The organism is Solimonas fluminis (assembly GCF_002930645.1).
GTDB lineage: Bacteria > Pseudomonadota > Gammaproteobacteria > Nevskiales > Nevskiaceae > Solimonas_A > Solimonas_A fluminis.
The window spans coordinates 159,207-175,448 of record NZ_PSNW01000003.1; the positions used below are offsets into that span (position 1 = coordinate 159,207).

16 protein-coding genes are annotated in these 16,242 nt (G+C 68.8%); 3 read left to right on the forward strand and 13 right to left on the reverse strand.

The genetic code is table 11. The annotated features are described in order from the left end of the window. Positions 1–162: 162 nt before the first annotated feature. From C3942_RS07065 to fliS, 5 genes are all read right to left on the reverse strand, one after another. Positions 163–1,485, reverse strand: coding sequence for a spinster family MFS transporter (locus C3942_RS07065; protein ID WP_104229676.1), 1,323 nt, complete (start codon positions 1,483–1,485; stop codon positions 163–165). A 165-nt stretch (positions 1,486–1,650) separates the two neighbouring features. Continuing rightward, positions 1,651–2,208: a dihydrofolate reductase family protein gene (locus C3942_RS07070; protein WP_104229677.1), complete on the reverse strand. Its 558-nt coding sequence runs from the start codon at positions 2,206–2,208 to the stop codon at positions 1,651–1,653. 262 nt (positions 2,209–2,470) lie between these two features. Then, positions 2,471–3,109 (reverse strand): response regulator, encoded by a 639-nt coding sequence (locus tag C3942_RS07075; RefSeq protein ID WP_104229678.1) that lies wholly within the window; start codon positions 3,107–3,109, stop codon positions 2,471–2,473. 53 nt (positions 3,110–3,162) lie between these two features. Next, the gene (locus tag C3942_RS07080; protein WP_165797361.1) at positions 3,163–3,711 is read right to left on the reverse strand and encodes a PilZ domain-containing protein; all 549 of its coding nucleotides are present in this window, start codon (positions 3,709–3,711) and stop codon (positions 3,163–3,165) included. A 66-nt stretch (positions 3,712–3,777) separates the two neighbouring features. Next, positions 3,778–4,185 carry a flagellar export chaperone FliS gene (gene fliS, locus C3942_RS07085; RefSeq protein WP_104229680.1) on the reverse strand — a complete coding sequence of 136 codons (408 nt, stop codon included), beginning with the start codon at positions 4,183–4,185 and terminating at the stop codon, positions 3,778–3,780. Positions 4,186–4,366: 181 nt separating this feature from the next. On the opposite strand from fliS, the gene sugE reads away from it, so the two are divergent. Continuing rightward, a complete protein-coding gene (sugE, locus tag C3942_RS07090) occupies positions 4,367–4,681 on the forward strand; it encodes a quaternary ammonium compound efflux SMR transporter SugE (RefSeq protein ID WP_104229681.1) in 315 nt (104 codons plus the stop codon). A gap of 250 nt (positions 4,682–4,931) precedes the next feature. Here sugE and fliD read toward each other — a convergent pair whose 3' ends face one another. The 6 genes from fliD to C3942_RS07120 all read right to left on the reverse strand — a co-directional run bounded on the left by fliD (position 4,932) and on the right by C3942_RS07120 (position 11,671). Then, positions 4,932–6,263, reverse strand: a complete 1,332-nt coding sequence (gene fliD, locus C3942_RS07095; RefSeq protein WP_104229682.1) for a flagellar filament capping protein FliD — start codon at positions 6,261–6,263, stop codon at positions 4,932–4,934. Positions 6,264–6,295: 32 nt separating this feature from the next. Next, entirely contained in the window at positions 6,296–6,535 is a 240-nt protein-coding gene (locus C3942_RS22915) for a flagellar protein FlaG (protein WP_165797362.1), read from the reverse strand. Between the two features lie 226 nt (positions 6,536–6,761). Continuing rightward, complete coding sequence (locus C3942_RS07105) at positions 6,762–7,916, reverse strand: flagellin (RefSeq protein ID WP_104229684.1); 1,155 nt, start codon at positions 7,914–7,916, stop codon at positions 6,762–6,764. Positions 7,917–8,107: 191 nt separating this feature from the next. After that, positions 8,108–10,342, reverse strand: a complete 2,235-nt coding sequence (locus C3942_RS07110; protein ID WP_104229685.1) for a TonB-dependent receptor — start codon at positions 10,340–10,342, stop codon at positions 8,108–8,110. A 172-nt stretch (positions 10,343–10,514) separates the two neighbouring features. Next, entirely contained in the window at positions 10,515–10,832 is a 318-nt protein-coding gene (locus C3942_RS07115) for a hypothetical protein (protein WP_104229686.1), read from the reverse strand. 251 nt (positions 10,833–11,083) lie between these two features. Beyond that, the gene (locus C3942_RS07120) at positions 11,084–11,671 is read right to left on the reverse strand and encodes a TetR family transcriptional regulator (RefSeq protein ID WP_165797363.1); all 588 of its coding nucleotides are present in this window, start codon (positions 11,669–11,671) and stop codon (positions 11,084–11,086) included. Positions 11,672–11,781: 110 nt separating this feature from the next. On the opposite strand from C3942_RS07120, the gene C3942_RS07125 reads away from it, so the two are divergent. Together C3942_RS07125 and C3942_RS07130 are read left to right on the forward strand one after the other, a co-directional pair. Beyond that, on the forward strand, positions 11,782–13,158 hold the full coding sequence (locus tag C3942_RS07125; RefSeq protein WP_243393536.1) for a DUF1329 domain-containing protein: 1,377 nt from the start codon (positions 11,782–11,784) through the stop codon (positions 13,156–13,158). Between the two features lie 20 nt (positions 13,159–13,178). Further along, positions 13,179–14,933 (forward strand): DUF1302 domain-containing protein, encoded by a 1,755-nt coding sequence (locus C3942_RS07130; protein WP_104229688.1) that lies wholly within the window; start codon positions 13,179–13,181, stop codon positions 14,931–14,933. A gap of 108 nt (positions 14,934–15,041) precedes the next feature. Here C3942_RS07130 and C3942_RS07135 read toward each other — a convergent pair whose 3' ends face one another. Beyond that, positions 15,042–15,383: a hypothetical protein gene (locus C3942_RS07135; protein ID WP_104229689.1), complete on the reverse strand. Its 342-nt coding sequence runs from the start codon at positions 15,381–15,383 to the stop codon at positions 15,042–15,044. Between the two features lie 22 nt (positions 15,384–15,405). Continuing rightward, the gene (locus C3942_RS07140) at positions 15,406–16,239 is read right to left on the reverse strand and encodes an acyl-CoA thioesterase (RefSeq protein ID WP_104229690.1); all 834 of its coding nucleotides are present in this window, start codon (positions 16,237–16,239) and stop codon (positions 15,406–15,408) included. Between the last annotated feature and the right edge of the window lie 3 nt (positions 16,240–16,242).

Sequence of the window (16,242 nt, forward strand, 5' to 3'; positions counted from 1 at the left end):
TGGGCGATTTGTTTGCTGATCCCGACTTCTATGGGCGGGTGCCAGACGATGGCGAACGACCGCCTCTAGGAAGGACAATAGGACAACTGAAAGGCGGCTTCGGGCTGCAAGTTGCCGCCACCGACATACCTCCATGCGCCCCGCAAGCACAACGCAGCCCGATCAAGCTTCCGTCCGCAACTGATCGAGCGCCGCCCGGTACGGCCGCAATCCCGCCCAAAGCAGTGCCGCGGCGGCGGCGCAGGCGACGCTGCCCACGATGAGCAGCGACCAGCGCAGCGCCGCGTCGTCGTGGAAGACGTAATCGGTCACCAGCGCCACCGCGGTGGGGCCGATGCCCAGGCCCACCAGGTTGACGATGAACAGGTAGATCGCCGAGGCCTGCCCGCGCATGCGCGGCGGCACGATCTCCTGGATCGCCGCCGGCGCGGCGCCGAAGGGCATGCCGAGGGCGAATACGGCCGGCACCATCGCCAGCAGGGCCAACTCTGCGGTGGGCATCAGCAGGTAGGCCCAGCTGCCGGCAACGCAGACGGCGCAGGACCAGAGGCCCACGCGCAACGCGGCGTCACCCCGGCCCTGCTGCACCCAGCGATCCGTCAGGCGCCCGCCCCAGACGATGCCGGCGGTGCCGAAGACCATCACCACCAGGCCGTAGACGATGCCTACCTGGCCGGCGTTCCAGCCGTAGGTGCGGATGTAGAAGCTCGGGATCCAGGCCGCGGCGCCATAGGAGCAGAAGGCGATCATCGCGAAGCCGAGGTTATGACAGAGAACGGCGCGGCGATGGCGCCACAGGTAGGCGATGACCTCGCCCAGCGGCACCACCGCATGCGTGCCCTGCCGCGGCGGCTCGCGCACCAGCAGGAAAGCCAGGCTGAAGACCAGGCCGGCGGCGCCGAGGATGTAGAACACCACCTGCCAGGGCCGCGTGCTGCCCACCAGCGGTAATACCACCTCGCCCTGCGCGCTGACGTAGTGGATCACTAGGCCGCCGAGCAGGAAGGCGATGCCCGAGCCCAGGTAGATGCCGGCGGAGTAGACGCTGATCGCGGTGGCGCGGCGCTGCGGCGGAAAGTAGTCGGCGATCAGCGAGTAGGCGGCCGGCGACAGCGCCGCCTCGCCCACGCCCACGCCGATGCGGTAGAGGAACAGTTGCAGGTAGGAGCGCGCCGAGCCGCAGAGCGCCGTCATCAGGCTCCAGAACACGATGCCCGCGGTGATCAGCCCGCGCCGGCTGCGGCTGTCGGCCAGGCGCCCCAGCGGAATGCCGAGCAGGCTGTAGAAGATCGCGAACGAGAAGCCCATCAGCAGGCTCATCTGCGTGTCGCTGATGCCGAGGTCGCGCCGGATCGGCCCCACCAGCAAGTTGAGGATCTGCCGGTCGATGAAGGAGAACACGTAGGCGACCATGAGGATCGCCACCACCGTCCAGGCATAGGCCATCGAGGCTGGCGCCGCAGCGGCACCGCGCGAATCGTTCATCGCTCTCTCCTCCGGTGCCGGCGCTGCGTGGCGCGCGGCTATGCGGCGGATACTGGAGTGCTGGGGGCGCGATGGCAAGCGCCGAGGGTGTTCAGGGCTCGTGCGGGGCGGCTTCCGGGCCCGCCAGCCGGAAGGCAGGTCAAGACCCGCCCTGTACGGGCTGAGTCAGTGCGCGCGCCGGTAATGCACGGCGACTGCGCCGCAGCGAAGCGGATTCGCCGAGACCAACTCCAGCCGTCGCGTGCTGGGCAGCCCGCTCTCATACAGCGTCGGGCCGTGGCCGGAGATCCTGGGGTGGACGAGGAATTTATACTCGTCGATCAGGTCCAGCCGGTCCAGTTCGGCCGCGAGCTTGCCGCTGCCGAGAAGCACGCCGGCCGGGGTCGCGTCCTTGAGCTTCTGTATGCCCGTGCGCAGGTCGCCGGCGATGTGGTGGCTGTTGGTCCAAGGAAAGTCCTCTCGCGTCGCGGACACCACGTACTTCGGCTTGGCCTCCAGCTTGACCGCCCACTCGCGCATCGCCGGCGGCGCCTCCGCATCGCCGCGGGCGACCGCGGGCCAGTAGCTCTCCATCATCTCGTAGGTGACCCGGCCCCACAGCATCGCCCCGCCCTCGTCCATGAGGCGGGTGAAGAAGGCGTGAGTCTCGTCGTCGGCGATTCCTTCCTGGTGGTCGACACAGCCGTCCAGGGTCAGGTTGAGGCTGAAGGTCAACAGTCCCATGGTGTTCTCCGCTCGCGGTACCGAATGCCCTAGCTTAAGCCGCGTCGGCTTGAAGCGCTTGTCGGCCCAGTGGACGACAGCTCATTGACCAACGGTGGAAAAAGTCCGCCCCTGCTTCGACCCTTCGACAAGCTCAGGGCTCAGCACGGACGGACTTTTCCAGAGCTTCGCCAGGCACCGAGCAGATCCACTGGATACCGGCTTTCGCCGGAATGACGAGCAGGGAGAAGCGGGCAACGAGCCTGGATGGGAATAGCGCGCCCTACAGCGTGCCGCTGTCCATGCCCAGGCGGATGGCATAGCGCATCAGCGCGTTGGTGCCGTAGAGCCCCAGCGACTGCATCATGCGGGCGCGGTGGGTCTCCACGGTCTTGATGCTGACGCCCATCAGGGAGGCGATCTCCTTGGTGGAGCGGCCTCGCGCGATCAGCTGCAGCACCTGCTTCTGGCGCGGCGTCAGGGCCACGTGGTCTTCGGCGCGCTGCGAGGCACTGCGGCGTTCGAAGGCCAGGTGGGCGATGCCGGGGCTGAGGTAGACCTGCCCTTTCTGCACGGCCTGCAGCGCCAGGGCCAGTTCCTTGGGGTCGGCGTTCTTGCCGAGGAAGCCGGCGGCGCCGAGCTTGAGCGCGGTACGCACCGAGTGGCTGTCGAGCTGGGCGGAGATCATCAGCACGGCGATCTCGGGATAGTGGCGGCGCAGCTGAGAGAGCAGCTCCAGGCCGCTCATGCGGCCCAGGGCCAGTTCGCTGACGATCACGTCCGGGCGCAGGCGGGCGGCCAGTTCCAGCAGTTGCTGGCCGTCGTCCGCTTCGCCGATCACCTCGGCGCCGGCGTGCTGCTCCAGCAGCCGCGCCAGGCCGGCACGGACCAGCGTCTGCGGTTCGGCGAGTATCAGCCGCATCCCGGGATCTCCTCCAAGAGTCTGGGAAGATACTACCCCCGTCAGGGAGCGCCCTACGCGCTCCGGGCGGCAGGCGGTCGGGAGACGGCGACTGAACGGCGGTGGTGCAGGAAGACGTGCTTCTCCAGGGCGGCCTCCAGGGCCTCGCCCAGGGGCTCGAAGCGGGCCTCGCCCACGGCGCCGGCGTTGGTCGCCCGGGCCGGCCAGGTGAAGGGCTCCGGCATGCAGGGGTGCAGCATGACCGACAGCAGGCCGTAACCCTCCAGGGCGCTGCCGCCCTCCCAGCTCAGGCCGGCGGAGGTCAGCCGGACCGGCCGCGGCGGTGCCGAGGGGTCCATGCGCCGCAGGAACTGGCCGAACAGCACCAGCAGCATGTCCAGCTTCTGGTGGATGCGTTCCAGCTCCTGCTCCACGCGCTCGTCGTTCTCGCCGCGCGGGGAGTGGCGCTCCTCCAGCGCCGCGACCACGGCCAGCACGCGCAGGTTGTTCTCCTGCAACTGCTGCAACTGCTCGGGCGGCGGCGGCGTGGCCAGCGGCACCCAGCTCAGCGGCAGGGTGTCGCGGTAGCCCAGCTGCTGGTCGAGGGAGGTCGGATCGTTCATGGACGGAACTCGGTCGGGATCACCGGGACCCTGCAGTCCCTGTGCCATACGGCCTTGCCGAGCGCCCTAGCGCAGCCGCGGACCCGGGCGGCCTACCTCGTCCCAGGCGGCCTTGATGGTGCGCAGCAGGCCCGCCACTTCGTCCACGCCCTCGGCGTCGTTGTCGAGGTTGGCGCGCAGCAGGCGGCGGCCCATGTAGTCGTAGAGCGCATCGAGGTTGCGGGCGATCTCGCCGCCAGCCTGGTGATCCAGGCACAGGCGCAGATGCTCGATGATGGCGGAGGCGGAGGCGATCAGTGGCGCCTTGCGCAGCAGGTCGCCGGCCAGGATGCAGCCGCGTGCCGCGTTGAGCCGCTCCAGCGCGCCCGACAGCAGCATGGCGATCAGCTGCTGCGGCGGAATGTCGGCGCTGGCCGCGTCGATCACCGCGGTATTCTGGTACTGCCGGAGAGCGCCGGATTGCGGGGCGGGCATGGGAGAAACTCCTGTTGTCGTCCAGACCCTTATCGGCGGCGATGGACTAGACTTGAGCCCTGGAACAGCCGGGGAACTCCCCTGCCGACGGCCGGTCCAAGCGGCCGACCACCGACACGGGGACGACCCCGGCGAATCGTCGGATTACCCCGGGGACGACCCCGCATCGCGGAGCGTCATCATGTCCTGGCTGCTGCTGGTCCTGGCGGGCCTGTTCGAGATCGGATGGGCCATCGGCCTGAAGTACACGGAGGGCTTCACCCGCCCCCTTCCCACTGTCCTCACCGTGGGCGCCATGGCGATCAGCCTGGGCCTGCTGGGCCTGGCGATGCGCTCGCTGCCGGTGGGCACGGCCTACGCGGTCTGGGTGGGCATCGGCGCCGCCGGCACCGTGCTGCTGGGCATCCTGCTGCTGAACGAGCCGGCCACCATCGCCCGCATGGTCAGCGTGCTGCTGATCCTGGCCGGCGTGATCGGGCTGAAGCTGGCGCACTAGGGAAGCGCTGGAAAAGTCTGTTCATGCCGAAGTCCTGCGCTTGTCGGAGGACAGAAGCACGGGCGGTTCCCCATGGGTCAACGAGCTACCATCTGCCCTTCGACAGGCTCAGGATGAACGGCAGCTTATTCAGCCACTGTTCGGGGCTGACCGCCGCTCCTGCGAGAGACGACCTCATGCGGGAGCGACGCGGGTCGAGATCTTTCGGGGGTAATCGCGACTCGCGTCGCTCCCACATGGAAGAACGGCGCTAGGAATTGTTGGCCGCCAGCGCCGCGAGCTGCTGGGTGAGGTAGTTGCTGGTCGTGCTCATGCGCGTCATCAGCGTGTCCAGCGCGGTGAACTGCGCGGTGTAGCGCGCCTGCACCTGGGTCATGCGCCGGTCCAGCGCGTCCTTCTGGCTGCTGATGTCCTTGAGGCGGGCCTGCAGGGTGTCGGTCTGCGCGTCGATGCCGGCGCCCTCGGCCAGCATGGCGTCGATGTTCTTGCTGATCTTGCTGGCGTAGCCGTCCTCGCCGCCGAACATCCGCGCGATGCTGCTGGCGTCCTTGGCGATGGCCTCGCCGAGCTTGGCGCTGTCCACCGTCAGCAAGCCGTCGGACCCGGTCTTGATGCCCAGCTGCGACAGGTAGCTGACCGAGCCGCCCGGCGCGGAGCCGCCCATGATGGCGCGCAGCTCGTTGGCGGCCTGGCGCGCGGTGCTGTCGCCGGTCAGCGTGGATGCGGTCTTGGTCGCCGGATCGTACTTGGTCAGGTTGTTGATCGTGGTCAACACCTGGTTGTACTTGGTGACGAAGTCCTGCACCGCCTTGGAAGCGGCGCTGTTGTCGGTGGTCAGCGCCAGCGTGCCGGTGGTGCCGGGCTCTGCCTTGACCAGGTTCAGCGTCACCCCGTCCAGCGCGCCGGTCACGGTGTTGCTGGCGCTGTAGACGTCGAAACCTTCCACCTTCACGTGCGCGTCGACCGCTGCCTGCGTCTGGCTCAGCGAGATCAGGGGCGAGCTGACGCTCACCGCCTGGCTGGCGCCGGTCTGGTTGCCGGTGAGCAGCAGGCGCACGCCGCCCGACTCGGTCACCAGCGAGGCGGTGACGCCCGGATTGTCCGTCGCGTTGTTGATGGCGTCGCGCAGGGCGCCCAGGCTGTTGCCGGTGCTGCCCAGCGTGACCTTGAAGCTCTCGGAGCCCACCGTGATATCCACATCGCCGGCACCGAGGATGGTATCGGCGCTGGCCATGGGCGCGGACACCAGCTTGGTCGACTGCGCCAGGGACACCACCTCCACCGCGAAGCTGCCGCGCGCGGCACCCGCCGCGGCCGTGGCGGTGAACAGGTCCTCGCGGGAGGACTTCACGGCCGGCGTGGCCACCGCGCCGCCGCCGACCAGGGTCTTGGCCGTGGTCTGCAGGTTGGACAGGGCGGACTTCAGCACGCCCATCGCGGAGAGGCGCGTCTGGGCCTTGGACTGCGCGGCATTGAGCCGGGCGTCCGGAGCCGCGCGTTCCGCAGCGACGAGCTGCGATACCAGGCTGACCACGTCGAGCCCGGAGCTGAAGCTGGAAGCATTGATGGAACTGGTCGCCATGTTCGCTCTCTGGTGAGGGGCCTATGCAGTTTTCAGGCCAGGGCGTCGAGCAGGCCGCTGCCGCCCTCGTCGGCCAAGGCCCTGGCGATGCGCAGGGCTTCCTCGCTGGGCATCTGGCGCAGCACCGTGCCGTCGCGCGGGTCCACCACCGACACCACCACGCGGTTGAGGTCGCGGTCCACGCGGAACTCCAGGCCGGTGCGGCTGGACTCCAGGTAGCGCTCGATCTGCTGGACCACCTTCTGCAGCTCCGCCGCCGTGGGCGCCTGCAAGGCTTCTCCCGCGCCGGGGGCGGGTGCCGCGGCGGCCGCTGCCGGCGGAGCCGCCGCGGATGCCGGAAACGCGGAAACGGCAGCGCGCTGGCCCTCGCCTCCCCTGGAGGCCGCCAACGCCGCTACCGCTGAAATCTCTGTACTCATCTTCTACTCCTTGGACGACTCCGGAGTGGGAGTCCCTTGGGGGCGGGCCTCGCGGCCCGCCCCGTCGGGTTTCCGTCGCTTAGCCGCGCAGCAGGCTGAGGACGTTGTTCGGCGCCGAGTTGGCCTGGGCCAGCATCGCCGTACCGGCCTGCTGCAGGATCTGCGCGCGGGTCAGGTTGGCCGTTTCCGCCGCGAAGTCCGTGTCCTGGATGCGGCTGCGGGCAGCCGACAGGTTCTCGGAGGTCGTGGCGAGGTTGGCGACCACCGACTCGAAGCGGTTCTGCACCGCACCGATGGTGGCGCGAGCCGAGTTGACCTGCGACAGAGCGCTGTCCACCTGCTGGATGGCGAGCGAGGCGCCGGCGTAGGAGGCCACGCTCAGGCCAGTGAGGCCCGTGGTGGTGCTGGCGGTGGCGTCGCCGTCGGCGCCGGTCACGTCGAAGCCGGTCAGGCTGCCGTCGTCGGTGCCGGTGGCGGCGATGTTGCCGGCCGAGGTCAGCACGATGCGGTTGGTGGCGCTGTCGTAGGCCGCGTTCACGCCGGTGGTGCTGGCGTAGTTGTTGATCGCGTCCACGACCTGGCCCACGCGCTGCTGGGCGGAGCCCGCGGCGCCGATGCCGGCGCCCACGTCGGTGCCGTTGATCACCAGGGCGCCAGCGCCGACCGCGGTCAGCGTGTCGATGCTGGTGACGGCGCTGGACTGGCCGGTGGCGGCGGTGACCGAACCCAGGGCGGCGACGTTGGAGTCCACCAGGCTGGAGATGCTGATGGTCTCGCCGGCGTTGGCGCCGACCTGGAACACGGCGGAGCTGAAGCTGCCGTCGAGCAGCTTGACGCCGTTGAACGAGGTCTGGTTGGCGACGCGGTCGATTTCGCTCAGCAGCTGCGAGGCTTCGGCCTGCAGGGCGGCGCGGTCGGTCGAGGAGTTGGTGGCGTTGGCGGACTGCACGGCCAGCTCGCGGATGCGCTGCAGGTTGTTGGTGACCTGGCCCAGCGCGCCTTCGGCGGTCTGCGCCAGCGAGATGCCGTCATTGGCATTGCGCTGCGCCTGGTTCAGGCCCTTGATCTGGCTGCTGAAGCGCTCGCTGATCGCGAGGCCGGCGGCGTCGTCCTTGGCGCTGTTGATGCGCAGGCCCGAGGACAGGCGCTGGATCGAAGTGGAAAGGGAAGACTGTGACGAGTTCAGATTGCGCTGGGCATTCAGAGACATCACGTTGGTGTTGATACCTTGCATGGCTTTCTCCTGGGTGGATGTTGCCGGTGACGTTGTTCCGGCCCTTCGCAGCTCATTGCCGCTACTGAGGCCCTTAACGGCGTCGTCTGACAAACCTTTAGGAGTTTTTCTGAAGATGGATCAGCGGTAGGGATCGCCGGAGGAACGGACTTGCGGGGTCCTGTGCCCGGAAATCGCCGGCGGCGGCAGCCCTACCAGCGCCAGGCCAGGGTCAGCGACCAGCGCCGCGGCGGGTCCACCTCGGCCCAGTGGTTGCCGCTGAACAGCGAGACATCGGTGGCGGCATTGCGCACCAGTTCATCGGTCAGGTTGCGCCCCTCCAGCGCCAGCGCCCAGCCGCCCCCGGCGGATGAAAGCCCGAGCTGCGCGTTGAGCGTGGTCACCGCCGGCTGCGCGTCGGCCGGGTCGTTGTCCAGCGACAGGAAGCTGCGCTCGCGGTGCAGTACGTCCGCCGCGGCGCGCCAGCCCCATCCGCCGCCGAGCACCGCGGCGTACTCCAGGCCCAGCGCGCCGGACGCGGCGGGCGCGCGCGACAGGCGCTGGCCGCCGAGATCCTGCGAGTCCGTGGACTGGTCGGCGCGCGCCGGGGCGTTGGGGAACGAGCGGTAGCGCGCATCGAGCCAGCCCAGGCTGCCCTGCAGGCTCCAGCCCCGCCCCAGCCGCCAGCGCGTCTCCAGCTCCGCGCCGCGCAGGCGGGCCGCGGCGGCGTTCTGCACGTAGAAGGAACTGCCGTCGAAGGCATTCACCTGCAGGTCCTTCACGCGGCTGTCGAAGAGGTTGAGGTTCAGCGACAGGCGGCGGGCCAGCCACAGCGCCTTGAAGCCGCCTTCCAGCGTGGTGGCGCGCTCGGGCTCGAACTCCAGGCGGTCCGGGCGGGCCGCCAGGTCGTTGTAGCCGCCGCCCTTGAAGCCTCGCGCGGCCAGCAGGTACCAGGTGGCCTGCGCGTCGGGCCGGTACTGCAGCACCAGCCGCGGCGACCAGTCATCCTCGCGGCGCCGCCGGCTCGCCTGGTAGGCCTGCTCGTCGAGGAAGCTGCGGAACAGCAGCCCGCTGTCCTCGAAGCTCTGGCGCATGCGTACCGCCTTGCGTTCCTGCGTCCAGCGCAGGCCGGCCGCCAGCTCCCAGCGGGGGGCGAAGCGCCAGCCCCATTGCCCGAACAGCGCCAGGCTGGCCGCCTCCTGGCGGAAGCGCTTGCGGCTCTGGTCGGACACCGGGTCCGGCAGGCCGGGGCGGCGCAGGGCGTCGAGGATCGGCGCCAGCAGGGCCGGCGTCGCCGACAGTTCGCCCGCCACCGCCTCGGCGCCTCCCGGCAGCGCGGTGATGCGGCTGTCCACGCCCAGGTCCGCATGCAGCAGGTAGGCACCCAGCAGGTATTCGCCCGCGGCGTGACGCCCATCCAGCCGCAGTTCCTGGCTCCACTGCCGGTAGTCCTCGTCCAGCCCCAGCGTCAGCAAGGGGATCGGGCTGTAGTCGGCGTCGTAGTCGTAGTCCAGGCGTGAACCAGAGACATTGGACAGCGAGGTCAGCCGCAGGCGGTCGTCACCCCAGGCCAGGTTCAGCGTCGCGCTGGCGGCATGGCGCCCGGCGCCGCTGTGCTCCATGTCCGTGGAACTGCGGTAGTCGTCCAGCCGCGCCTCGGTCTGCGGATCGAACTGGCGGTACAGGGCCAGGCTCTCCGGCGTGGCCGCGGAAAGCTGGCTGCCGAAGTGCCGCAGCCGGCCGCTGTTGACCTCCAGCCCCAGCCAGCCGGACCAGTCGCCGTCCGGCTGCCACTGCAGGCGCGCGCGCAGGCCCTGGTTGCGGCGGCCCAGCGTCTCCTCGTCCAGCGTGCGGTTGTCCACATAGCCGCCCAGCGTTTCCGCCAGCGCGGAGACGCGCAGCGCCCAGTCCTGGGCCAGGGGCAGGTCCGCCGCGGCGCGCAGCGTCAGCGGATCCAGGTCGCCGTGCACCGCGGCCAGCGTGCCGCCGAAACCCTCCTGCGGTGCCGCGGTGCGCAGGCTCAGCGCGCCGCCGAGAGTGTTCTTGCCCAGCAGCGTGCCCTGCGGGCCGCGGATCACCTCGATCTGATCGAGATCCCAGAACGGCATCAGCGCCGCGGTGCCGCGGCCCAGGTAGACGCCATCCACGAACAGCGCCACGGAAGGATCGAAACCGAAATTGGCGCCGGTGCCGATGCCGCGGATGAAGAGCTGGTTCTTGCTGAACTGCGTGTTGGCGGCATAGCGCGACAGATCGTCCACCGTGCTGATGCGCGCGTCCTGCAAGCGCTCCGCATCGAGCACGGTGAGGGACAGCGGCACGTCGCGCTCGTCCTGCGGCTTGCGCTGGGCCTGGACCTCCACCGGCGCCAATTCCACCGGCGCCTGCGCCCGGACCGCCAGGGGCAGCAGCCATACCAGTACGGCGCACAGGGCCCGCCCGTGCATCCGCCGCCGATTCCTGCGTCCCCCCAATGCCCGCACCGGTTCCCGCTTTCTGGTTATGGAATGCCGCTACTGTTGCAGCGCTCCGCCTGCGGCGCAATGCGCCGCCCGGCCCCGGAAACAAAGCAGCCTCCCGGAACGTCCTTGTTCCGGGAGGCTGCAAGACCACTGCCCATCAGGCCGCGAGGCTGGACTCGCGCGTCGGCTCTTCGTAGCTGTGGGGGATCGCCAGGCGCAGCGTCTCGATGGCCTGGCTCGCGGCACGCATCTGCTGCGGCTCCTGGGTCTGCGTCAGGCCGGCCTGCAGACAGTCCTGCACCGCCGCCACGGCCGCCGATACCTTCAGCACCAGGAAATGGTCGCCGGGACGGTCCAGCAGGAAGCACTGTTCGATCTGCTCGAGCTGGCCCAGCGCCTTGATGGGCTCCACCGCCCAGGCGCGCACCATGCGCGAGAGATCGTTGCAGAAGTCGAGGGCATCTTCGAGAGTCATCCGTTTCTCTCCTTGTTCCGAAGTCAGGGCCGGTTGACTGGCCGGCATCATCCGCCCTGGATGCGGCGGGCGTATGACAAGGATGCGGAGCGAGGCTGAACGCCGGCTGAAAATCGCGGCGGTGCAGCAAAACTTTTTGTCATTTATTCAGCATCTTGCAGACTGCGCCGGATTTGGCGGCGAGGCGTGCAGGATGCATGGGCGACGGGAAATCCGCGTCCCGAAGAGATTGTTACATCGGCCCTGCGCGGCTAGTCCGGCCCGAATCCCCTGCTCATCTGCCGTATGACCTGCCGCATCATCAGGCGCAGGTCTGCTCGCCCCCCGCCCTGGGTCCAGATATCCGCCATGCTGCGCACGGCGGACAGCGTGGCGGAGACCAGGATGCGCGGCCGCAGGTCGTCCTTGCGCAGCCGGCCGAAACGCGGCCGGAGTGCTTCCGTCAGTACTTCCTCATGCACCGTGGCCTGGTGCTGCAGGGCAATGGCCTGCAGCGATGGATGCTGTTGCAGCAGCAGGAACTGCCGCAGCACCGCCGGCTTCTCCTGGACATGCAGGTCCACCATGCGGTCGAACATCCAGCCCAGGGCTTCCGCCGGCCCCAGCGAGGCGGGAGCCTCCCGCACCAGGTTCACCATCGAGCGCAGGCGGTGATCGTAGAAGCCCACCACGATCGCGGCGTTCAGCGAATCGAAATAGCGGAAGAAGGTAGCGCGCCCCACGCCGGCGCGGGCGGCGATCTCGTCCGCCGTGAACCCGTCCAGGCCGCGCTCCTCCACCAGTTCCACGGTCACGGCGATCAGCCGGTCGCGCAGCTGGCTTTTTTTGCGCTGCCGCAAAGAAGTCTCATCAGTTTGGGGCATTCTTAAAATGATACTACGTATCAAATAATACTGCGAACCAGATTCAAGGCGCGGCACAGCGCCCGACCTTTTGCGAGGAGAACCCGATGAACCGCAGCAGTCTCACCCGCCTTTCCGCAATGGCGCTGGCGCTGGCCCTCACGGGCACCGTCTTCGCCAAGAGTACCTCCGGGGAAGCAGCGAAGCTCGACGGAGATACCCTGACCTGCGCCGGCGCCCTGCGCGCCGGCAGCGACAGCGGCGTGGCCCCCTACACCGGTCAATGGTTGGATGGCTGGCCCGGCATCACCCCGGCGGAAAGGATCGGCTATACCGCCGGACCCTATGCTGCCGAGAAGCCGCTGTTCACGATCACGGCCGCCAACATGGCCGAGCATGCGGTGCGGCTGACGCCCGGCCAGCAGAAGATGCTGAAGGCCTACCCGGACTTCCGCATCCCGGTGTACCCCAGTCACCGTGACTTCCGCATGCCCGACTGGGCCTGCGAGGTGACGAAGAAGAATGCCGCGAGCGCCCAGGTAAAGCCCAACGGCAAGGGCCTGGAGGGCATCAACGCCGGCATCGCCTTCCCCTTTCCCGCCAGCGGGCTGGAGGCGATCTGGAACGTCGCCACCGTGCGTCGCCCGGCCTCCGAGCAGGTGGTCAACGACATCGCCGCGGTCTACCCCAATGGCGCCATCACCATGGCGCAGCAGTTCTACATGTCGATGAACCCCTCGCACGGGCCCGACAGCATCAAGCCCTTCAGCGACAAGGTGCAGGCGTACTTCCTCAGCGAGTTCTACGCGCCGCCGCGCGACAAGGGTTTCATCTCCACCGGCTGGCAGCCCAATGACTTCACCGATGACGCCACCTCGGCCTGGCAATACCTGCCCGGCACCCGCCGCGTCCGCCAGGCGCCCAACATCTGCTGCGACTACCCGGTGCCGCCCGCCGGCATGCACACGGTGGACGACAACTACATCTTCAACGGCTCGCCCGAGCGCTACGACTGGAAGCTGGTGGGCCGGCAGGAGTTCTACATGCCGTCGCACATGTTCCGCATCAATGACCCGACGCTGAAGTACAAGGACGTGCTCGGCAAGCAGGGCATCAATCCGGAACTGCTGCGCTTCGAACTGCACCGGGTCTGGGTGATCGAGGGCAACCTCAAGCCCGGCATGCGCCATGTCTACAAGAAGCGCGTCATCTACGCCGACGAGGACACCTGGCTGCCGGCTTGGGGCGACAACTACGACAGCCGGGGCGAACTCTGGCGCAGCAAGTACATCGCCTACCGCTACGCGCCGAACGCACAGGCCTACCACCGCACCGTGGCCGTCTACCATGACCTGAAGAGCCATGCCTACGAGGCCACCTACCTGGTCAACGAGGTCGGCAAGGACAACTGGTGGAAGGTCAACGACTTCTCGCTGAAGCCCGAGATGTTCGGCCCCAAGGCGGCACAGTCGCGCGGCCGCTGAAGCACTGCCAGGAAACCGACATGAACAAGCACCAGCTGAACGGCATCCTGGGCCTGCCCTTCGCGTTCTGTGCCGCCATCGGCACCGCTCGCGCCGGGACGATCGACCTGGGTATGGACTGGAAGGCGGAGTACCGCGCCCTGCTGACCTACGGCGCCGCCATGCGCACCGGGGAGGCGGACGACCGCCTCGTCAACGGCCCGATCAACTCCTCCAACATCCCCTCCACCGCCAATGGCGACGACGGCAACCGCAACTTCGACAGGGGCAGCCTGATCTACAACCGTGCGACGCTGTTCGGCGAACTGGCCCTGGGCCGCGACAACATCGGCGCCCTGTTCAGCGGCAGTGCCTTCTACGACGGGGCCTACCTCGGCAGCAACGACAACGACTCGCCTCAGACCGTCAACAAGACCGGGCCGCACGACGAGTTCACCCGCGAGACCGAGCGCTACGACGGCCGCCGCGCGCGCCTGCTCGACGCCTATGCCTACGGCCGCTGGGACCTGCCGGGCAGCATGACGCTGGACCTGCGCGCCGGCCGCCAGGTCGTGGCCTGGGGCCAGAGCCTGTTCTTCCTCGGCATTGCCTCCGCCCAGGGGCCTTCGGATGCCACCAAGTCCAATTCGCCGGGCGTGGAAACCAAGGACCTGCTGCTGCCGTCGTCGCAGGTGTCCTTCCAGCTCGGCGTGACGCCGGAGACGACGCTGCGCGGCTACTACAAGCTGGAGTTCGCCGAGACCGAGCTCACCCCGCAGGGCGACTACTTCGCCAGCTCCGACATCATCGGACCCGGTGCCCGCTTCCTCTACGGCGGCCGCAACCCGCTCTATCCGCTATTCGGCCAGCTCATCCCCGGCACGCCGGAACAGCTGATCGTCACGCGCGGACCCGACATCAAGCCCGGCAGCGGCGGCCAGTGGGGCCTGGCGCTGAACTACCAGCTCACCGAGGTCACCGAAGTCGGTGCCTACTACCTGCGTTACCACGAGAATATCCCGGGCGTGAGGCTCAACACCGGCGCGCTGACCCTGGTGCCTCCGGTGATCGAGCCGCCGGCGCAATTGGTCAACGCCGTCACGCCGATCTTCGGCGCGCTCGGCATTCCCGCCGCCGCCGTGCCCGGCCTGCTGACGCAGGGAATCACCACTGCCACGCTGGGCCAGTCCGCGCCGGTGAGCTACCAGCTGGAATACTTCGACGACGTGGGGCTCTACGGCGCCGACATCTCCACGACGATCGGCGACGCGCAGGTCTCCGCCGAGTACAGCTACCGCGACGGCGCCTCGACCATGGTCAACGCCGCTCTCCCGGCCTATACGCGCGCCGACATGAGCCAGGTGCTGCTCTCCAGCCTCTACATCGTCAACCCCACTGCGCTCTGGGACTCGCTGACCCTGACCGGGGAGGCCGGCTACATCCGCGTTCACGACGTGGAGCCGGTGGAGGGCAGCGACGACCTCGCCAAGGACCGCGAGGCCTACGGCTATTCCACCCAGGTCTCGGCGGACTACCGCGATGTCTGGCCGGCCACCGATCTGAACCTCAAGCTCAGCTTCTCCCACATGCTCAAGGGCAACTCGCCGATGGCCGGCGCCTTCGGCAGCCTCACGGGCGAGCATGACCGGCGCGCCGGCGTCGGCATCACGGCCACCTACCTGCAGCGCTACCAGGTCGGCCTGAGCTACGCCTGGTTCCTCGGCACGCCGGACCCGACCGAGCGGCCGCTGGCGGATCGCGAATACCTGTCGCTGGCGGTCAAGCTGGGTTTCTGAATCCCGCTCCCCCGGGATATCACGGCACCCCGGATCCTCCTCCGGGACTGCACTGGGCCTGCCCTCGCGGCAGGCCCTTCTCTTTTCAGGAGGGAGCGCCGGCCTGCCTCAGCCGCGCCCATCCGGCTCGAAAGCCCAGCCTCCGTCCTTCAGGTAGACCCCGCCCTCGTCGTCCTGCACGCGCGCGCCGAGCGCCGCGGCGATGCGCAGCATCTTCCGGTAGAGCGCCGTATCGGGCCATTTCGTACTGACATTGCCCTGGTCCCCGTCGAGCCCGGGCTTGGCATGGGCCGACTTGCCGAGCCACAGCACGAAGCCCTCGCCGTTGTCCGGAAGCCGGCGCAACTCGGTGTCGGAGGCGCCTTGGGCCAGCCACTCCTCCAGAGTGCTCGGATCGTCGTCGTTCCCGGCCCCAAACTCCGCCCGGGTGATGCAGAGCTCCACGCTCACGCCGGCTCCTCCGGGAAACCCGCTATTCCTTGAAGTAGACCACCTGGTGGCTGGTGGCCAGCAGCAGGCCCTCCGGACTCCAGATCTCCGCCGACTGGTCGAAGAAGCCGCCGTGGAAGCGCTGGCCGCGTGCATGCGCCAGCAGTCCGCGTTCGCCCTGCGCCGCCAGGGCCGCCGCGCCGGCATGGAAATACACCGTCATCGACACCGTACCCGCCATCGCCATGCGCTGGCGCCGGATGAAGCTGCGCGGGAAGAACACGTCGCAGATCGAGGCCAGCGAGACGAAGTCCAGCGGACGGGGCGGTTCGTCGCGCACCCACAGCAGCGTCTCGGAGCTGTCGGCCTGCGGCGGCTCGTGTTGCGGCAGCGGCGGGATGCCGCCGCGCACCAGGCGCAGGTCGTAGCAGCCGACCCATTTCGGCAGGCCCGGCAGCTTCTTCAGGCTGCGCAAGCCCTCCATGGCGGGCGCCTGCGGAAACGCCCGGTCGGTCGCTTCCCAGGTTTGGCGGCGGACCGCCGTGATGGCGGTGGCGGTGGCTGCCACCTGCCCGCCCTGCGTCAGCTCCACGGTCCAGTGCTGCGTCGTGCGGCTGGTGCGCGCCGCCCGTGCCAGCACCTCGAATCCGCCGTCGGCGATCGGTGCCGCGAAGTTCGCCGTCAGCGCCACCGGCTCTCCCAGGCGATCCGGATGCTGCACCACCGCGCGCAGCAGCGTCGCCGCGATCACGCCGCCGAAGGGCCCGACCATGTTGGCGTAGGCCGGCGAGGTCTGGCCGGCGAGGCGGCCGCCCTGCTCCGTCAGCCGGGTCGCCTGGTCGAAGGGATGAAGTGCCGCGGCCGTATCCTGGTTCATGTG

Bases quoted from the DNA above. Each gene is read 5' to 3' on its own strand.
- C3942_RS07065 (WP_104229676.1), bottom strand. From the start codon at position 1,485: ATGAACGATTCGCGCGGTGCCGCTGCGGCGCCAGCCTCGATGGCCTAT.
- C3942_RS07070 (WP_104229677.1), bottom strand. From the start codon at position 2,208: ATGGGACTGTTGACCTTCAGCCTCAACCTGACCCTGGACGGCTGTGTC.
- C3942_RS07075 (WP_104229678.1), bottom strand. From the start codon at position 3,109: ATGCGGCTGATACTCGCCGAACCGCAGACGCTGGTCCGTGCCGGCCTG.
- C3942_RS07080 (WP_165797361.1), bottom strand. From the start codon at position 3,711: ATGAACGATCCGACCTCCCTCGACCAGCAGCTGGGCTACCGCGACACC.
- fliS (WP_104229680.1), bottom strand. From the start codon at position 4,185: ATGCCCGCCCCGCAATCCGGCGCTCTCCGGCAGTACCAGAATACCGCG.
- sugE (WP_104229681.1), top strand. From the start codon at position 4,367: ATGTCCTGGCTGCTGCTGGTCCTGGCGGGCCTGTTCGAGATCGGATGG.
- fliD (WP_104229682.1), bottom strand. From the start codon at position 6,263: ATGGCGACCAGTTCCATCAATGCTTCCAGCTTCAGCTCCGGGCTCGAC.
- C3942_RS07105 (WP_104229684.1), bottom strand. From the start codon at position 7,916: ATGCAAGGTATCAACACCAACGTGATGTCTCTGAATGCCCAGCGCAAT.
- C3942_RS07110 (WP_104229685.1), bottom strand. From the start codon at position 10,342: ATGCACGGGCGGGCCCTGTGCGCCGTACTGGTATGGCTGCTGCCCCTG.
- C3942_RS07115 (WP_104229686.1), bottom strand. From the start codon at position 10,832: ATGACTCTCGAAGATGCCCTCGACTTCTGCAACGATCTCTCGCGCATG.
- C3942_RS07125 (WP_243393536.1), top strand. From the start codon at position 11,782: ATGAACCGCAGCAGTCTCACCCGCCTTTCCGCAATGGCGCTGGCGCTG.
- C3942_RS07130 (WP_104229688.1), top strand. From the start codon at position 13,179: ATGAACAAGCACCAGCTGAACGGCATCCTGGGCCTGCCCTTCGCGTTC.
- C3942_RS07140 (WP_104229690.1), bottom strand. From the start codon at position 16,239: ATGAACCAGGATACGGCCGCGGCACTTCATCCCTTCGACCAGGCGACC.